This window comes from Sulfurovum aggregans, assembly GCF_055385215.1.
In genome coordinates, this window is the sequence record NZ_AP042387.1 from 1,572,313 (window position 1) to 1,587,764 (window position 15,452).

The window sequence follows — 15,452 nt, forward strand, 5'->3', positions numbered from 1 at the left end:
GAGATGGCAATTACATCAATCAAAAACTTAAAAGAGTTTTCAACAAATAATGACAGATTTGAAGGTGCGCACCTTCTCTGTCCGGGTTGTGCTCACTCAATGATCGTTAGAGAGCTTATGAACTGTACAGATGATAACTTGGTTATCTCTTCAAATACAGGTTGTCTTGAAGTATCGACAGCAGTTTATCCATATACTTCATGGGATACATCCTGGATCCATATCGGTTTTGAAAATGCTGCAACAGCTGTTACAGGTGCAGAAGCAATGTATAAGGCAAGAAAGAGAAAAGGGACACTTAAAGATCCTGATGCTCCTGTAAAATTCGTTGCATTCGGTGGAGACGGTTCTACTTATGATATCGGTTTCCAATGGCTTTCAGGGGCGATGGAAAGAGGTCATGATTTTACCTATATCTGTCTGGATAATGAAAACTATGCAAATACAGGTGGTCAGAGATCTTCAGCAACACCAATTGGGGCAACAACTTCAACAGCACAAGCTGGTACGCACTCTTACGGTAAAAAAGAGAAGAAAAAAGATATCATCTCTATTATGGCTGCACATGGTTCTCCATATGTAGCTCAATTGGCTCCAAACAAATGGAAGAGTATGGCTAAAGGTTTCCAAAAAGCTCTTGAGACTGAAGGTCCTTGTTTCATTAACACGGTTTCAGCATGTACAACAGAGTGGAAATTTGATCCGAAAGATACGATCCATATCACTGACCTGGCAACAGATTCATTGATGTTCCCAATATATGAAATTATTGACGGACATGAGCTTAATATTCTTTACAGACCTAAAAATGTTCTTAAAGTAGAGGATTACCTAGGAGCACAGGGGCGTTACAAACACCTCTTCAAGCCTGAGAATAAGCATGTCATCGAGCAGATTCAGAAAGATATTGATAAGAATTGGGAGATGTTACAGCGCCGCGAAGAAGCACGCATATAATTTTTCGAGTTACTTCACTATATCTTTGATCGAATGGAAGTTAGCCTCCGTGGCTACACTCCGTTCCGACCACTTCGGTTCCGAAGCTAAAAAAGACAAGCAGTTGTCATTTTCTTAACGCTTCTCATGGTCACTTACTATGAGTAAGCTCCCTTGTAAATTCCTTTTCTAAAGCAAAATATGCACCAAATCTGAACTTATCTACATCTGGTATTTATAACTCCTATAAAAGAAAATAACATTTTTCTAAAAATTCTTCACTCTTCACTCTTCACTCTTCACTTTTTCCGTTATAATTTGAAAAATTATATAAGGAAAACACTATGCCATTATTAGACAGTTTTACCGTTGATCATACGAAGATGATAGCTCCTGCAGTAAGAGTTGCCAAAACTATGAGTAGTCCTTGCGGAGATGATATTACCGTATTTGATCTACGTTTTTGTATACCAAATAAAGAGATCTTATCAGAAAAAGGGATCCATACACTTGAGCATCTTTTTGCGGGATTTATGAGAGATCACCTCAATTCTAAAAAAGTAGAGATAATTGATATCTCTCCTATGGGATGTAGAACAGGGTTCTATATGTCACTACTTGGTACTCCAAAAGCTGAGAAAGTTGCAAAAGCATGGAAGAAGTCTATGAAAGATGTATTGAAAGTAAAAAAGCAGAGTGATATTCCAGAACTCAATATCTATCAATGCGGGACTTATAAAATGCACTCTTTGAAAGAAGCAAAAAAGATAGCACAAACTGTTTTGGATAGAGGTATAGGCATCATGAATAATGAAGATCTGAAGCTTAGCAAAAAAATACTTAAAGGGCTTTAGGATGCTGATGTGGATTCCTGTATGCGGTACCGATGAAAAACTGTCTAAAATTGTACCGCAGTTTGAAGTGAAACAGTGGGCTTTGGTTGATTTTGATGCTGGAGAAGTACAGTCTGTAAAGTTTTATGAGAACCGGGATGAGTTGGGAGGAGAGTGGGTTGATTTTGTTATTCTTGCCAATAAATTTGAAAATTATATAGACTTTATGAATGAGGGCATGATGGTACTTTGTGTACGTGAAGAAGAGACCATTGAAGATATTATGGAAGCCTTTAAGTTTAAAGAGTTGGATGAAATCGGATTGTAAGCTATATGTTTTACTGTAGGTCGGGGTGTCCTCTCCCCGACATTTATGTAAATGTCTAATATATTCGTCGGGGTAGGGATACCCCGACCTTGGGATATAATCAATGTATAATATAAAATTACGCTCACAAAAAGAGATCATTCTCTGTGAAGATGGTACAAATACACTCTATTCAAAAGAGTTTGATGAACCTTACCATTCCACGAAAGATGGTGCACTGCATGAGAGTTTGGAAAAACATGTAAAGCCCTCTTTGGCACTTAAAACAAACAAAGATAAATTAACTATTTTAGATATCTGTTTTGGTCTGGGTTATAATACATTTGCAACACTCTACTACATCAAAAAACACAAACTTTCTACTAAGGTGCATATACTCTCCCCAGAGTTTGATGAAGAGCTTGTTCGTTCACTGGATACTTTTGAGTATCCTTCAGAGTTTGATAGCATTAAGCATATGATTAGAGCTATAAGTCAAAATCTATATTATGAAGATGAACAATTTAAAATAGAAGTACTTTTAGGAGATGCTAGAGAAAGTATCCCTAAAATAGAAGAAAAAATAGACATCATCTATCAGGATGCCTTCAGCCCGGTACATAATCCTTTGTTATGGACAAAAGAACATTTTGCAGATATCAGAGCTATTTGCCATGATGATGCCATACTTACCACATATTCTACAGCTGCTGCTATACGCCTGGGACTTTATGAAAATGGGTTTTATATCTTTGTGCATAGAGCAGAAATGATGCGTTTTTCCACTGTAGCTTCTTTAAAAATGTTAGAAGGGATGGAATATATAGATATGGAGTTGAAAAAAGTAAGAAACCCTGCAGCACGAAGCATGAGAGATGAGGCGTATTAAAGAGAGCAACTGCTTGTACTCTTTAATGATAGAACTGAAGCAGTCAAAACACAGGTAAATTTATGTGTAAATATGTATAGCCAACCAAAGCGTTCCAGATTTTGTTTTCAAAATTGTATGTGAAGTTTTAGCAGGTATAAAAAGTGTATCACCTTTATGAAGTACTTTCTCTTCATTATCTAAAAGTAAATGAGCTTCACCCTCTAAGACTACAACCCATTCATCTTCTTCCTGGGTATATTCGATGGGTTCAATATTGTCAGAACTTACGATACGATTGATTTTGATATTTTTGTGTTCCAGCAGGATATTGAAAGTTTCACCTGCTTGTGGGATGTTATAGTCAAAAAGGTTCATTAGTAACTCATCTGAATCTTGTCAACATCATTCCAACTCATAGATTTGTTAGAACTTCTATGTGCCAGTATGTGGTCTATATATCTGGCAAATACATCAGTTTCGATGTTCAGTTTCGTTCCTATCTTATAGTTTTTCATCAAGGTCTCTTTGAGTGTATGGGGGATGATAGTCAGCCTGAAGTTGTCATCTCCTACATCATTGACAGTTAAAGAGATACCATCAATGGTGATGGAGCCTTTAGGAATGATATGTGCAATATACTTTTTATCTACTTTGATAATGAAATCGGTAGCATTCTCTCTTGGAGTGATTTGTGCGACGGTACCAACACAATCTACATGACCTTGTACGATATGCCCTTCAAAACGATCACTCATCATCATGGCAGGTTCTATATGAACTTGACCACTTAATTTACTTTCATCAATGATAGAACGGGTTTCGTCTGCAAGTTCAAGGTCAAAACCGTCACTATGTACATTGATCACGGTAAGACACACGCCGTTGATAGCAATGGAGTCTCCCAGTTTTGCTTTATGTTTTGACTGGATGGTTAGAATGTTGTTTTTGTAGCTTTTAACAGTTGCAATTTCGCGTATAAGACCTGTGAACATAGTACCTCAATTTATTTGGATATAATTCGACAATTATAGCAAAAATTTAAAACTCGTTCCCAACGTCCTCGTTGGGAATGCATATGCACAATTATAAATAAGTGGGTATTGTTTCTCAAAATGAGATATGCATTCCCAAGCTGGAGCTTGGGAACGAGAGTCTTGAGGTAAAAAATGAATTATGATGTGATAGTAATCGGCGGTGGACATGCAGGGATAGAAGCTTCACTTGCCAGTGCAAGAATGGGTGTAAAAACATTAATGATCACTATACTTGTAGAACAGATAGGTGCTTCTTCCTGTAATCCTGCCATAGGTGGACTTGCCAAAGGTCACCTGGTAAGAGAAGTGGATGCACTGGGTGGTGAGATGGGACTTTGTACTGATGCAACGGGGATACAGTTTCGTACACTCAATGCCTCCAAAGGTCCGGCAGTAAGAGGCTCACGGGCACAGATAGATATGGATGCCTATCGCATCTATATGCGTAATGTAGTACTTAATACTGAGAATTTGGATGTAAAACAAGAGATCGCAGATGGACTGATTGTCGAAGAGGGTGAAGTTAAAGGGGTAACAACACAACTTGGGAACAGGTATATGGCTTCTAAAGTTATCATTACTGCAGGAACATTCCTTAATGGACTTATCCATATCGGTGATAAACAACAAACTGCCGGAAGACAAGGGGAGTTTGCATCTACAGAGTTGGCTAAATATCTTAAAAGTCTGGGACTGAATATCGGTCGTCTTAAAACAGGAACATGTGCAAGAATAGATGCGAAATCTGTGGATATTTCTGTAATGGAAGTACAACCGGGTGATACCCCGCCACCGCCATTTTCATTTCGTACCGATAGAGCAACCTTTAATCCCAAACAACTTCCATGTTATGTGACCTACACGAATGAAAATACACATGAGATCATAGAGAGTAACTTTTACCGTGCACCTCTTTTCTCTGGGCAAATTGATGGTGTAGGCCCTCGTTATTGTCCGAGTATTGAAGATAAGATCAACCGTTTTAGGGACAGGCCCAGACATCAGATCTTTGTAGAACCTCAGACGATCGATGAGACAGAGTATTATATTAACGGTATGAGTACGTCATTGCCCATAGATGTACAGCTTGAGATGATACGTTCGGTTGAAGGAATGGAAAATGCAAAGATAGTTCGTTATGGGTATGCCATAGAGTATGACTATATCCAGCCAACAGACTTAAAACATACGCTTGAGACGAAAAAAATAAAGGGTCTGTACACTGCAGGGCAGATCAATGGTACGACAGGTTATGAAGAAGCAGCAGCACAAGGGCTGATGGCAGGGATAAATGCAGCACTGAAGATACAGGGGAAAGAACCGTTTATACTTAGACGGGATGAAGCCTATATCGGTGTACTTATAGATGATCTGGTAACAAAAGGTACCAAAGAACCGTATCGGATGTTTACCAGTCGGGCAGAATACAGGCTGCTTCTTCGTGAAGACAATGCAGATATAAGGCTTTCGGATTATGGAAAAGAACTGGGACTTTTGGATGATACATATATGAAACGTTTTGAATCGAAAAAGACAGATCTTAAGGAAGCCTTGGATTATCTACGTGTGAATCATGTAACACCTACAAAAGAATTTTTAGCTAAACTGGAGTCCATAGATGCTGCAAAAATAAATGACAGAACCTGCTGGATGGATGTGATCGGACGGGGAGACTTCAACAGGGAAAAACTGGTGACACTCCTGCCAGGGTTTGAGAAATATGAGGATGAAGTAATAGATCAGATACTCATAGAAGCAAAGTATAGCCGTTATATAGAAAAACAGCAACAGCAGATACTGAAAATGGATGATATGCTGAAGATCAAAATACCACAAGGATTTATTTATCATAATATCTCCGGATTGAGCAATGAGATAGTGGAGAAGCTTGAGACAGCTACTCCGCCTACACTGTTTGCTGCATCACAGATATCGGGTGTGACTCCTGCCGCACTTGAGATCATTCATGTGCATATCAAGATGGCGCAAAGAGGGAAACTTCCCAGAGGAGAAGATTAATGTTGTATTATTATGCTTATTCCGGACATAAAATAGGACTTGACAGAGTCCGGCGTGCTGCAGCTTTACTGAAAAAACTTGAACATGAAGGTATGGAAACAAGACTTTTGGTTAATGATTTTCGTGCAGGTCTTTGTGCTAGAGAGTTTGGTATTTCGGATTCTGTGACCATAGAAACAGTGCAGGATATAGATGCAATTGCATCAATTGGCGATATTGTAGTTATAGATTCACCTGAAGACCATAGAGGACGTTTGCAGAAGTATTGTTCTGAATATAAAATCGTATTTCGTTTTGCGCAACATAACCAGGACCGTGTTTGTTTTGATGAGATCATGATAAAAACACCTTGTGAAGATGACAGTTGTATGGATGCTCTGATTATAGATGATACATATTTTGAAGAGATAGCCAAAGAAGAACGTATACTTTTCTTTTTAGGTGACACAGATCATGATAAAATTATTTTAAACAATGAAATATTTTTTAAAGCGTTTGATATGGAACTGCTTCTTGGACATTATTTCTTTGTAAAATATGAAGATGATCTGGCAAAACTTTTTTCTACACTGCATGAACCGGAAGAGTATATGGGGCTTGTTAAAAGCAGCAGTTATATTGTTACAGCTTCTGCTCAGACTGCACTAGAAGCAAAAGCAAGCAATGCGAAAGTGATTTATATTGATCTTTGCAAAGAAGATCTCTATCCGGTTGAACTTTTAGGGATATATGGAATAGATATCGTTAAAGGTTTTGATGTTGAAGAGGTAGCAAAATATTTGAAAGAAGAGCAAGCTTCCCAAAATATGATAGAGCGTTTTGATGTATATAAGATCAAGTCCATGCTTTGATAAGTCTTAAAAATATGAATTAAGACTTTTTTTCTCTTATTTAACTTGCAGTAACAATTAAAAAAAAATAGATGCATTTTTTTGATTTAAGTCAATCCTATTTAAGCCCTAATTCCCTATAATATCTGGTTAAAACTATTATAAGGAAGGATTAGTATGGCTAATAATAACCAAGGTCGTAGAGACTTTATGGGTATGGCTTTAGGCGGTTTTACTGCCCTGGGTGGTATTGGTGCACTTTATGCGATGAAACGCTCTTGGGATCCGTTGCCAAGTGTAAAAGCAGCGGGTTTTACAACAGTTGATCTAAGTGCAGCGCAGGAGAATGTGTTGAATGTGGAGAAATGGAGAGGGAAACCTATCTTTATTTTGAAGAAATCAAAAGATATGAAACCTGATGATAGAGATGTTGTTGTAGGTTCTGACAGATTCCATGTTTCTATCGGTCTATGCACACACCTTGGATGTATCCCTGCCTATGAAGCAGAGGAACATAAGTTCAAATGTGCATGTCACGGTGGAGAGTTTGATGCAAGTGGACACCAAATTTTCGGTCCTCCGCCAAGTCCACTGGAAATTCCACCATTTAAAATAGATGGAATGAAGCTTGTACTGGGTGAAGAAGGTCCTGAGTATAAAAAAATGCTAGACGCTGGTCTAACGGCATAAGGGGGAGAGTATGGCACATTTTGAAAAAGCAAACAGTATTGGTGAATGGCTCGATCAGAGACTTGCAGTAAATACACTCAAAAGAGTACTTCAGACTGAGTATTGGATCCCAAAAAACATTAACTTTTTATGGGCTATGGGTATGGTACTTGCAGCGACATTCGGTATTCTTCTTGTAAGTGGTATTTTTTTGCTTATGTATTATAAGCCGGATACAAACCTGGCGTTTGACTCTGTAAACTATACGATCATGTCTGAAGTGGGTTACGGTTGGTTATGGAGACATATTCACGGTGTAGGTGCATCGGTAGTATTCCTTATTATCTATATCCATATGTTCGTAGGTATTTACTATGGTTCATATAAAAAAGGTAGAGAACTTATCTGGATCTCCGGTATGCTTCTTTTTGTTGCATTCTCAGCAGAGGCTTTCTCCGGATATATGCTGCCTTGGGGTCAGATGAGTTACTGGGCCGGTATGGTTATTACCAATCTTTTCTCAGGTGGTTCTCTGGAAGCATATGGTTTGGTTGAATGGATCAGAGGGGATTATGTTCCTGGTGATGCGTTCTTGACAAGATTCTTCATGTTGCATGTATTGTTGATCCCATTGGCAATTATTGGACTTATTGTACTTCACTTTGGTACACTTAGAATTCCACACGTGAACAATCAAGACGGTGAAGAGTTTGACTTTGATGAAGCTGCAGAGCTTTACAAAGCAGGAAAAGTAAAAGAGTCTAAGGTGATACCGTTCAGTCCGGTGTTCTTGAGTAAAGATGTATTTGTAATGGGTGTGTATTTCATTCTATTCTTTTACTTGGTATTCTATCACTTTGATTTTGCAATGGATCCAGTGAACTTTGACCCGGCAGATGGGCTTAAAACACCGGCACACATCTACCCTGAGTGGTATTTTCTGTGGAGTTATGAGATTTTGAGACCATTTAGTAAAGACCTTGGTTTAATCGCATTTGCTATTGCACAAGTGATTTTCTTTATGCTTCCATTCCTGGACAGAAGTCCAAATGTTGCTCCGGCAAGCAGAAGAGGGTTGTTTAAATACTGGTTCTGGTTGATGTTGGTTGATATGATCTTATTGACATTCATGGGTAAATTACCTCCAACAGATGCACTGTTCGCAAATATCGGTTTTGTTTCAGCTATTCTATTCTTTGTATTATGGATAGTATTACCATTCATTACAAAATCAGAAAAAAAACTATAAGGAGTAGAGAATGAAAGAACTTAAAATATTTGGAATCGTAGCAATCTTTACTCTAGTATTGTATTGGGGAGTTGAGCCGTTCGCACACTCTCAAATGCATAAACATGTAGAGGGTCATGGATTTGTTTATAATGGTGCAGATGATGTAGAAGAAGCAATAGAAGCAGGTCATAAAGATAAGGCTGAGGCTAAAAAAGTATTCTGGGCAGATGTAGCTAAAGTAGCTAAAATGAAAGGTGATGTAGCATCCGGAGAAGCAGCATTTGCTACATGTCTGGGGTGTCACACTGGCGCACCTATCAATATGGGAGGTGTAATTCCTCCGGCACTTGACCATGCAGGGGCACTATATGATAAAAACTACCTTATCGCGCTTATTAAAGATCCGGCAATGGCATCAAATGTAGATCATAAGTATAAAGATACAATGACACATCCGATGGGTTCGATCAAAGCGATGATGGCTGACGATCAGCAGATCGCAGATGTAGTTGCTTATATCATGGCTAAAAAAGCAGGTGAAGTAACAACAAAAGAAGCATTTGCTGAAGCATGTGGTAGATGTCATGCGATGCGTTATGCTAAAACAACACAATTAGGTGATACACCAAAGTTCAAGTATGAAAAAGATGCACTTGCATATAAGATTAAAGTGCTCGAAGAGCAAGATGCAGTCAAAGCATACATGGGTAAATTACCGCCGGATCTTTCTATGATTATCAGAGCAAGATCAGCACACTTTATGGAAACATTTGTGGAAAATCCACAAACACAGCTTCCTGGTACTTCTATGCCTAGAGTCGGTTTAACACATGAAGGGTATGAAAAAGTAAAAACATATCTTGAAGAGGTTGGAGATCCTAGTAAACCAGCTAGAGAAGAGCTTGGACCAAAAGTTTTACTTTTCTTCCTTATCTTTACACTCCTGGCGTTCCTATGGAAAAAATCTATGTGGAAAGGTCACCACTAATCCTTTTGTCCGAGTTGGCATCATCTTTGCATTCAAAGATGATGCTCCGTTCGGTCACTTACTACCTGTAAGCTTCCTCTCTACACATCATATTTTCATACAAATCTAATACCAACTCGAACAAAATTTATTTTGGTTTTTAAGTTTTATTTCTTGATATATATCATCCCCCTTTTATCTACATTTTGATACTCTTATAAAAATTTATTATATGGATTATTATGCTTATAGATGGACATGGTCGAACGGTTAATTACTTAAGGGTTTCTGTTACAGAACGTTGTAACTTCAGATGCCAGTACTGCATGCCTGAAAAACCCTTCTCATGGGTACCAAAAGAGAATTTACTCTCTTTTGAAGAGCTCTTTCTATTTATGAAAGTCGCTATAGACGAAGGTGTGAACAAGATTCGTATCACAGGTGGTGAACCACTGCTTAGGGAAGATCTGGATTCATTTATCAAAATGATCCATGATTATAAACCGGATATCGATCTGGCACTTACTACCAATGCTTATTTGTTGCCTCAGACAGCACAAAGGCTTAAAGATGCGGGACTCAAAAGACTGAATATCTCTTTGGATTCACTCAAGCCTGAAATCGCGGCAAAGATAGCACAGAAAGATGTGTTGGATCAGGTACTAAAAGGTATTGATAAGGCACTTGAGGTAGGTTTGGGTGTCAAGATAAACATGGTACCCCTTAAGGGCATCAATGATGACGAGATCCTGGATATCATAGACTATTGTAAAGAGCGGAATATTAAAGTACGGTTTATAGAATATATGGAAAATGCACATGCAAGTAAAGCGATCGAAGGTATGCATGGTAGAGAAATATTGGAAAAAGTGAAAGAGCGGTATACAATTAAAGCACTGGGCAGAGAGGGTGCAAGTCCCTCTTTTAACTATATTTTGGATGATGGCTATGAATTTGGTTTGATAGATCCGCATAAACATGATTTTTGTGAGAACTGTAACCGTATCAGATTGACAGCAGAAGGAAATCTTATCCCTTGTCTTTATTTTGATGAAGCGATGAGCATCGCAGAGTCTGTAAAAAAAGGTGACATCCAAGGTGCCGCTGATGTCTTGGCTCAGGTACTGAAAGATAAGCCAAAAGAGAACCGTTGGAGTGAATATAATCCTAATGAAGAAGATATTTCTACCAGAGCTTTTTATGAGACAGGAGGATGATTGCTTTGCAATCAAGTGAAGAGTTTATAGTGAAGAGTGAAGAATGGAATGGTTATGTTTTATCTAACTGAGCAGTTTTTCTCTATTCAGGGGGAGGGGAAGTATGCAGGTGTACCTTCTTACTTTTTAAGAACAGGGGGATGTAACCTCTCCTGTCCCGGTTTTGGGGCAACCTATGAAGTGGATGGAGAAGTGCGTTATGGATGTGATACTTATTTCGCTGTTGACAGTGCTTATGCTGGATCATGGATAAAAATAGAGGATAGTGCAACGCTCATACAAGAACTTAAAGATGAATTTGAGAAAATAGGCTATAAACCTCATATGGTCATCACAGGTGGTGAACCTTTGATGTATCATAGTGATAAAGTATTTTATGCAGTAATCACATGGTTAGTGGAAGAGGGTGTGCAAATCACCTTTGAGACCAATGGTACTGTTGAGATAGACTTTGAAACATACCCTGTATATAAGTCCTGCATCTTTGCACTCTCTTTAAAGTTATCCAACAGTGGAGAACCTTCACGAAAACGTATTATCCCCCAGGCATTAAAAAACATACAGACGTATGCGAAAGAGTCATTTTTAAAATTTACCATAGACGAAAAGCTTGTAGAAACAACAGCCATAGATGAGATAAACCAGATAAGAGATATCTTACCAAAACCCGAAGTTTTCTGTATGCCTGTAGGTGAAAGCAGAGATACCATTTGGAAAAATGACAGAGCTGTATTTGAGTTCTGTATGCAGCATAACTTTAGATACAGCGACAGATTGCATATCAGAGTTTTTGATACAACGCAAGGAGTTTAGTAGTAGATTTCTTGTAAAACTGAACAAAAAGGTAAATAGCTTAGAGTACATTAGCTGTTATGCAAGAAGTCTAGTTTAAAAAATGATAGAGTAGTTTACAGGCTAAAAGATAAAGTATTACTGCCATCAATTTTTTAATTTGTTGTTGATCAAGCTTGTAATGCATAAAATAATTACCAATAAATCCGCCTAAAACGGCAGCCAAAGAGATACAAGCTAAAAGATACCAATCAAGTGGTACATAGCTCGCATAGGTAAAGAAGGAGCCAAGTGCGGAAAAAGGTACTACAAAACTTACAGTAATGGCTACTTTTTTAGGCTCAAAGCCTAACAGTACAAGTAATGGAATGAGTATATTCCCGCCTCCAACCCCCAAAAGCCCTGCTATAAATCCTACAATAGCGCCTATGAGAAAGAGTATGGTTCTTCCTGTTGCATGCACGAGAGGCTTTTTCTTTCCGAACATCATCATGGATGCACTGTAGAAGAGTAAAAGCATAAAAAGAAATTTGACTATCTCCTCCTCTAAAAATTTGCTACTATAGGCACCAAGCGGGGCGAAGATCAACATCATCACTGCGATAGGCCAGACAAACGCAAAGTCGAGTACTTTGCGTTTTAGATTCATCACACTTGAAGTAATGGTCGTTGATGCTCCTGCGAAGAGTCCTACAGCTTTAGCAACAGTAAAGTCCAAACCTAAAAAATTCAGAATAGGAATTAAAGCTACACCTGCACCTGCACCACCCATTGAAAAAAGGATAGAGAGTATAAAAGCAAGGCTGCTATAGAGAAAATAATTGTTCATATATGCTCCAATAGAATAAGTATAAATAATGAAAAATATAACTTAAAGATATTTATAAGGGAAATTATATTTAAATCGGAGTAATATCATCCTTATTATTTACTTGGTAGAGTAACAAACATCTATAGGAGTCAAAATGAAAGAAATTGTAAGAAAGGTACTACCATTAAGTCTTATTGTTGCCCTTAGATTTTTTGGGCTGTTTATTGTCTTGTCGGTGCTTTCACAATACGCAAAAGATCTACCCGGAGGTAATGCCTTTTTTGCGGGTATAGCATTGGGTGGATATGCCTTAACACAGGCTGTGTTGCAAGTACCATTTGGAGTGATGAGTGATAAGATTGGTCGCAAAAAGACTATTTTGTTTGGATTACTTCTTTTTGCAGCAGGTTCAATAGTGGCTGCATTGGCTGACAATATCTATATACTTCTACTTGGCCGTTTTTTGCAAGGGGCTGGAGCGATCGGTTCAGTTGTGACAGCGATGATTGCCGACCATGTACGGGAAGATCAAAGAGCACATGCGATGGCTGTTATGGGTATGACTATTGCCATGAGTTTTGCAGCAGCGATGATTATCGGTCCTGTTATGGCAGGAGTATTTAGTGTTTCATCACTTTTTTGGTTGACAGCTATTTTGTCTGTTAGTGCCTTGGTAATCCTGTTTACTGCCGTACCTGAGCCTCCAAAAATTGTTCATCATTACAGTGAAGAGGAAGCAAAAATTAAACATGTTTTTAAAGATAAAGATTTAGTCAGAATGTATATTACCTTTCTCTTTCATAGCTCTACGATGGCAATTGCTTTTTTTATTATTCCTATTTTAATGAAGGAGAAGTTTGGAATGGGTACTATGGATTATTGGAAAGTTTATCTTCCAGCTGTAATATTTGGAATTATAGCAATGGCACCTGCAGCTATCTTAGGTGAAAAATACAGCAAAGGAAAAGAGGTATTTATTGCCTCAATAGGATTTATTGTTGCTTCATTTTTACTTATGGGTTTCTCTGGTAGTTTTATAGGATTTGCGATAGGCGCAGTCTTTTTCTTTATAGGGTTTAATATGTTTGAACCACTTTTACAAAGCTTTGTGAGTAAATTTGCTAAAGTACATCAAAAAGGGGCTGCTCTTGGTGTTGCCAATACCTTCTCTTATGTTGGTATCTTCCTTGGAGGTGCTATAGGTGGGTATCTCTATCAACATTATCATGAAACAGGTGTAGCTGTTTTTGTTTCGATTATTTCAGTGGTATGGATATATTGGATTGCAAGCATGAGGAATCCAGGGCTTAGAGCAAATCTCTTTTTAGACTTTGATACACATAATAAAGAGAAGCTTGAAGGATTAAAAATATTAGAGGGCATTACAGATTTTTATATTAATGAGACTGAGGAACTTATCATCATTAAGTATGATGAAGATGAAATAGATGAAGAGAATATTACAAACTTTTTACATAAAATAGGAGCAAAAAGATGAAAGAGATAACACTGGAGACCAAAATATCTGATTTGTTAAATGATTATGAGGGGATGAAAGATATTTTAATAGATATCAACCCTAAATTTAAAAAGCTTAATAATCCTGTTTTAAGACGAACGCTTGCTAAAATAGCAGGGGTAAAGCAAGCAGCTATTGTTGGGGGTATGGATCCTATGGATTTACTCAATAAATTACGAAAAGCTGTTGGGCAAGAAGTACTGGAAGGTGCAGTAGATGATGAAACTAAAACTGTAGCATCTGAAGTACCAAAGTGGATATTAAACAAACCGGCCTCTATATTGGATGTTAATGAATTGCTGGATAAAGAGCTTAATCCTCTTGCAGAAGTGCATAAGGCACTACGAAATCTTGAAAAGGGCGAGGTCGTAACTGTTGTTTCTGATTTTCAGCCAGAGCCATTGATTGATGAGTTTATCAAATTAGGATATGAGGTTTATCTGCAAAAAGTAGATGAGGATGAGTTTGTTACCTATATTAAAAAGTAGTTCAATGAAGATAAACACTTCCACATCAGTGGTTATTCGTATGTTTTTATGGCTTGTAATGATGATGGGTGGTGCAATCTATTCTATAATAAAAGATTGGAATACACCACTCTTTAGTAGTCTTCAGTTTCATTTTATAACAGCTGTTTCAGGTATGGTTTTACTTGTTTTATCATTTCGTGCAGCTGCAAATGGAGGGAGAGAACTGGCTAAAGGCAGGGTGGGGAACATTCCTCGTTTGGAAACCAACCAACTTGTAACTACAGGGCTTTACAGTTGTATGCGTCACCCTATGCTCTTTGGATTGACGCTTTTGCCTTTAGGTTGGGCTCTACTTCTTGGCTCACCTACATTTATAAAGAGTATTGCCCCTTTGGAGATGCTTTTTATTGTTGTGATGGTGATTATCTTTGAAGAGATGGAAGTGAAGAGAAAATTTAAAGAAGCGTATGAAATCTATCGTCAGGAAGTGCCTATGATCTCATTTCACTGGAAATGTCTGAAATGGCTTTTTTTCGGAAAAGAGAGAAAGAAAGATTGAGTTTCTATAAAGTCGGTATTTTTGGGTTTTAGGCTGTTTGAAAATATATTCTTACTATTTCCTGTAAAGTCGGTGTTGATGTGAGGGGGTAGCGAAGGATAATATTATGCTTTGCTTTAAGTGCACAGGGCTTACGTCCGGGTTTCTTCATCATAAGGATGGTTGTCCCCCTCTCTTGAAGCCATTCAATGACTTTGGTACCACTCTGATGGGGATTTTCTTTTATCGTAAAAGAGGTGCCATCAAAAAAAGCATAGTATTTTGCCTTTCCAAAACGGGAACTCAGGGGTGCGTTCAGACTGTCTGTTTCTATGGCTGTAGCTATCATTTGTCTCTTTTCTATGTAACTGCTTTGGGATTATATAAAAAATAGACAAAAAGAATACA

At 38.0% G+C, this 15,452-nt stretch carries 18 protein-coding genes; 14 read left to right on the forward strand and 4 right to left on the reverse strand.

Translation table 11 applies throughout. The features are described 5' to 3' along the window. Nucleotides 1-3 precede the first annotated feature (3 nt). The 4 genes from ACZ48W_RS07980 (at nucleotide 4) to ACZ48W_RS07995 (ending at nucleotide 2,965) form a co-directional block, all read left to right on the forward strand. Nucleotides 4-957: a thiamine pyrophosphate-dependent enzyme gene (locus tag ACZ48W_RS07980; RefSeq protein ID WP_464827817.1), complete on the forward strand. Its 954-nt coding sequence runs from the start codon at nucleotides 4-6 to the stop codon at nucleotides 955-957. Nucleotides 958-1,280: 323 nt separating this feature from the next. Further along, on the forward strand, nucleotides 1,281-1,790 hold the full coding sequence (luxS, locus tag ACZ48W_RS07985) for an S-ribosylhomocysteine lyase (protein WP_464827818.1): 510 nt from the start codon (nucleotides 1,281-1,283) through the stop codon (nucleotides 1,788-1,790). Between the two features lies 1 nt (nucleotide 1,791). Further along, a complete protein-coding gene (locus ACZ48W_RS07990; protein WP_464827819.1) occupies nucleotides 1,792-2,097 on the forward strand; it encodes a hypothetical protein in 306 nt (101 codons plus the stop codon). Nucleotides 2,098-2,200: 103 nt separating this feature from the next. After that, nucleotides 2,201-2,965: a tRNA (5-methylaminomethyl-2-thiouridine)(34)-methyltransferase MnmD gene (locus ACZ48W_RS07995; protein ID WP_464827820.1), complete on the forward strand. Its 765-nt coding sequence runs from the start codon at nucleotides 2,201-2,203 to the stop codon at nucleotides 2,963-2,965. A 60-nt stretch (nucleotides 2,966-3,025) separates the two neighbouring features. On the opposite strand, the gene ACZ48W_RS08000 is transcribed toward ACZ48W_RS07995, so the two are convergent. Further along, nucleotides 3,026-3,322, reverse strand: coding sequence for a cupin domain-containing protein (locus tag ACZ48W_RS08000; protein ID WP_464827821.1), 297 nt, complete (start codon nucleotides 3,320-3,322; stop codon nucleotides 3,026-3,028). Further along, the gene (gene ribE, locus ACZ48W_RS08005) at nucleotides 3,322-3,939 is read right to left on the reverse strand and encodes a riboflavin synthase (protein WP_464827822.1); all 618 of its coding nucleotides are present in this window, start codon (nucleotides 3,937-3,939) and stop codon (nucleotides 3,322-3,324) included. Before ribE ends, ACZ48W_RS08000 begins: the two co-directional genes overlap by 1 nt. 174 nt (nucleotides 3,940-4,113) lie before the next feature. Here ribE and mnmG point away from each other — a divergent pair, with 174 nt between their 5' ends. The 7 genes from mnmG (at nucleotide 4,114) to ACZ48W_RS08040 (ending at nucleotide 11,727) form a co-directional block, all read left to right on the forward strand. Beyond that, nucleotides 4,114-6,000, forward strand: coding sequence for a tRNA uridine-5-carboxymethylaminomethyl(34) synthesis enzyme MnmG (gene mnmG, locus ACZ48W_RS08010; RefSeq protein WP_464827823.1), 1,887 nt, complete (start codon nucleotides 4,114-4,116; stop codon nucleotides 5,998-6,000). Then, a complete protein-coding gene (locus tag ACZ48W_RS08015; RefSeq protein WP_464827824.1) occupies nucleotides 6,000-6,851 on the forward strand; it encodes a hypothetical protein in 852 nt (283 codons plus the stop codon). The genes mnmG and ACZ48W_RS08015 overlap by 1 nt, the downstream gene beginning before the upstream one ends. A 156-nt stretch (nucleotides 6,852-7,007) precedes the next feature. Beyond that, nucleotides 7,008-7,520, forward strand: coding sequence for a Rieske 2Fe-2S domain-containing protein (locus ACZ48W_RS08020; RefSeq protein WP_464827825.1), 513 nt, complete (start codon nucleotides 7,008-7,010; stop codon nucleotides 7,518-7,520). Nucleotides 7,521-7,530: 10 nt separating this feature from the next. After that, nucleotides 7,531-8,748, forward strand: a complete 1,218-nt coding sequence (locus ACZ48W_RS08025; RefSeq protein WP_464827826.1) for a cytochrome b — start codon at nucleotides 7,531-7,533, stop codon at nucleotides 8,746-8,748. A gap of 10 nt (nucleotides 8,749-8,758) precedes the next feature. Next, on the forward strand, nucleotides 8,759-9,718 hold the full coding sequence (locus tag ACZ48W_RS08030) for a c-type cytochrome (RefSeq protein ID WP_464827827.1): 960 nt from the start codon (nucleotides 8,759-8,761) through the stop codon (nucleotides 9,716-9,718). 221 nt (nucleotides 9,719-9,939) lie between these two features. Continuing rightward, nucleotides 9,940-10,914 (forward strand): GTP 3',8-cyclase MoaA, encoded by a 975-nt coding sequence (gene moaA, locus ACZ48W_RS08035; RefSeq protein ID WP_464827828.1) that lies wholly within the window; start codon nucleotides 9,940-9,942, stop codon nucleotides 10,912-10,914. A 54-nt stretch (nucleotides 10,915-10,968) separates the two neighbouring features. Then, nucleotides 10,969-11,727: a 7-carboxy-7-deazaguanine synthase QueE gene (locus ACZ48W_RS08040; RefSeq protein WP_464827829.1), complete on the forward strand. Its 759-nt coding sequence runs from the start codon at nucleotides 10,969-10,971 to the stop codon at nucleotides 11,725-11,727. 70 nt (nucleotides 11,728-11,797) lie between these two features. On the opposite strand, the gene ACZ48W_RS08045 is transcribed toward ACZ48W_RS08040, so the two are convergent. Next, the gene (locus ACZ48W_RS08045; protein WP_464827830.1) at nucleotides 11,798-12,535 is read right to left on the reverse strand and encodes a sulfite exporter TauE/SafE family protein; all 738 of its coding nucleotides are present in this window, start codon (nucleotides 12,533-12,535) and stop codon (nucleotides 11,798-11,800) included. A gap of 136 nt (nucleotides 12,536-12,671) precedes the next feature. On the opposite strand from ACZ48W_RS08045, the gene ACZ48W_RS08050 reads away from it, so the two are divergent. Genes ACZ48W_RS08050 through ACZ48W_RS08060 form a run of 3 tightly spaced genes read left to right on the forward strand, consistent with a single transcriptional unit; the run spans nucleotide 12,672 to nucleotide 15,065 of the window. Next, entirely contained in the window at nucleotides 12,672-14,015 is a 1,344-nt protein-coding gene (locus ACZ48W_RS08050) for an MFS transporter (RefSeq protein ID WP_464827831.1), read from the forward strand. Then, a complete protein-coding gene (locus ACZ48W_RS08055) occupies nucleotides 14,012-14,524 on the forward strand; it encodes a DUF1858 domain-containing protein (RefSeq protein WP_464827832.1) in 513 nt (170 codons plus the stop codon). Before ACZ48W_RS08050 ends, ACZ48W_RS08055 begins: the two co-directional genes overlap by 4 nt. 4 nt (nucleotides 14,525-14,528) lie before the next feature. Next, entirely contained in the window at nucleotides 14,529-15,065 is a 537-nt protein-coding gene (locus ACZ48W_RS08060; protein WP_464827833.1) for a methyltransferase family protein, read from the forward strand. Between the two features lie 28 nt (nucleotides 15,066-15,093). On the opposite strand, the gene ACZ48W_RS08065 is transcribed toward ACZ48W_RS08060, so the two are convergent. Continuing rightward, nucleotides 15,094-15,393: a NifB/NifX family molybdenum-iron cluster-binding protein gene (locus ACZ48W_RS08065; RefSeq protein WP_464827834.1), complete on the reverse strand. Its 300-nt coding sequence runs from the start codon at nucleotides 15,391-15,393 to the stop codon at nucleotides 15,094-15,096. Nucleotides 15,394-15,452: the final 59 nt, after the last annotated feature.

Excerpts from the sequence above, each read along its gene's own strand:
- ACZ48W_RS07980 (WP_464827817.1), top strand. The coding sequence starts at position 4 with ATGGCAATTACATCAATCAAAAACTTAAAAGAGTTTTCAACAAATAAT.
- luxS (WP_464827818.1), top strand. The coding sequence starts at position 1,281 with ATGCCATTATTAGACAGTTTTACCGTTGATCATACGAAGATGATAGCT.
- ACZ48W_RS07990 (WP_464827819.1), top strand. The coding sequence starts at position 1,792 with ATGCTGATGTGGATTCCTGTATGCGGTACCGATGAAAAACTGTCTAAA.
- ACZ48W_RS07995 (WP_464827820.1), top strand. The coding sequence starts at position 2,201 with ATGTATAATATAAAATTACGCTCACAAAAAGAGATCATTCTCTGTGAA.
- ACZ48W_RS08000 (WP_464827821.1), bottom strand. The coding sequence starts at position 3,322 with ATGAACCTTTTTGACTATAACATCCCACAAGCAGGTGAAACTTTCAAT.
- ribE (WP_464827822.1), bottom strand. The coding sequence starts at position 3,939 with ATGTTCACAGGTCTTATACGCGAAATTGCAACTGTTAAAAGCTACAAA.
- mnmG (WP_464827823.1), top strand. The coding sequence starts at position 4,114 with ATGAATTATGATGTGATAGTAATCGGCGGTGGACATGCAGGGATAGAA.
- ACZ48W_RS08015 (WP_464827824.1), top strand. The coding sequence starts at position 6,000 with ATGTTGTATTATTATGCTTATTCCGGACATAAAATAGGACTTGACAGA.
- ACZ48W_RS08020 (WP_464827825.1), top strand. The coding sequence starts at position 7,008 with ATGGCTAATAATAACCAAGGTCGTAGAGACTTTATGGGTATGGCTTTA.
- ACZ48W_RS08025 (WP_464827826.1), top strand. The coding sequence starts at position 7,531 with ATGGCACATTTTGAAAAAGCAAACAGTATTGGTGAATGGCTCGATCAG.
- ACZ48W_RS08030 (WP_464827827.1), top strand. The coding sequence starts at position 8,759 with ATGAAAGAACTTAAAATATTTGGAATCGTAGCAATCTTTACTCTAGTA.
- moaA (WP_464827828.1), top strand. The coding sequence starts at position 9,940 with ATGCTTATAGATGGACATGGTCGAACGGTTAATTACTTAAGGGTTTCT.
- ACZ48W_RS08040 (WP_464827829.1), top strand. The coding sequence starts at position 10,969 with ATGTTTTATCTAACTGAGCAGTTTTTCTCTATTCAGGGGGAGGGGAAG.
- ACZ48W_RS08045 (WP_464827830.1), bottom strand. The coding sequence starts at position 12,535 with ATGAACAATTATTTTCTCTATAGCAGCCTTGCTTTTATACTCTCTATC.
- ACZ48W_RS08050 (WP_464827831.1), top strand. The coding sequence starts at position 12,672 with ATGAAAGAAATTGTAAGAAAGGTACTACCATTAAGTCTTATTGTTGCC.
- ACZ48W_RS08055 (WP_464827832.1), top strand. The coding sequence starts at position 14,012 with ATGAAAGAGATAACACTGGAGACCAAAATATCTGATTTGTTAAATGAT.
- ACZ48W_RS08060 (WP_464827833.1), top strand. The coding sequence starts at position 14,529 with ATGAAGATAAACACTTCCACATCAGTGGTTATTCGTATGTTTTTATGG.
- ACZ48W_RS08065 (WP_464827834.1), bottom strand. The coding sequence starts at position 15,393 with ATGATAGCTACAGCCATAGAAACAGACAGTCTGAACGCACCCCTGAGT.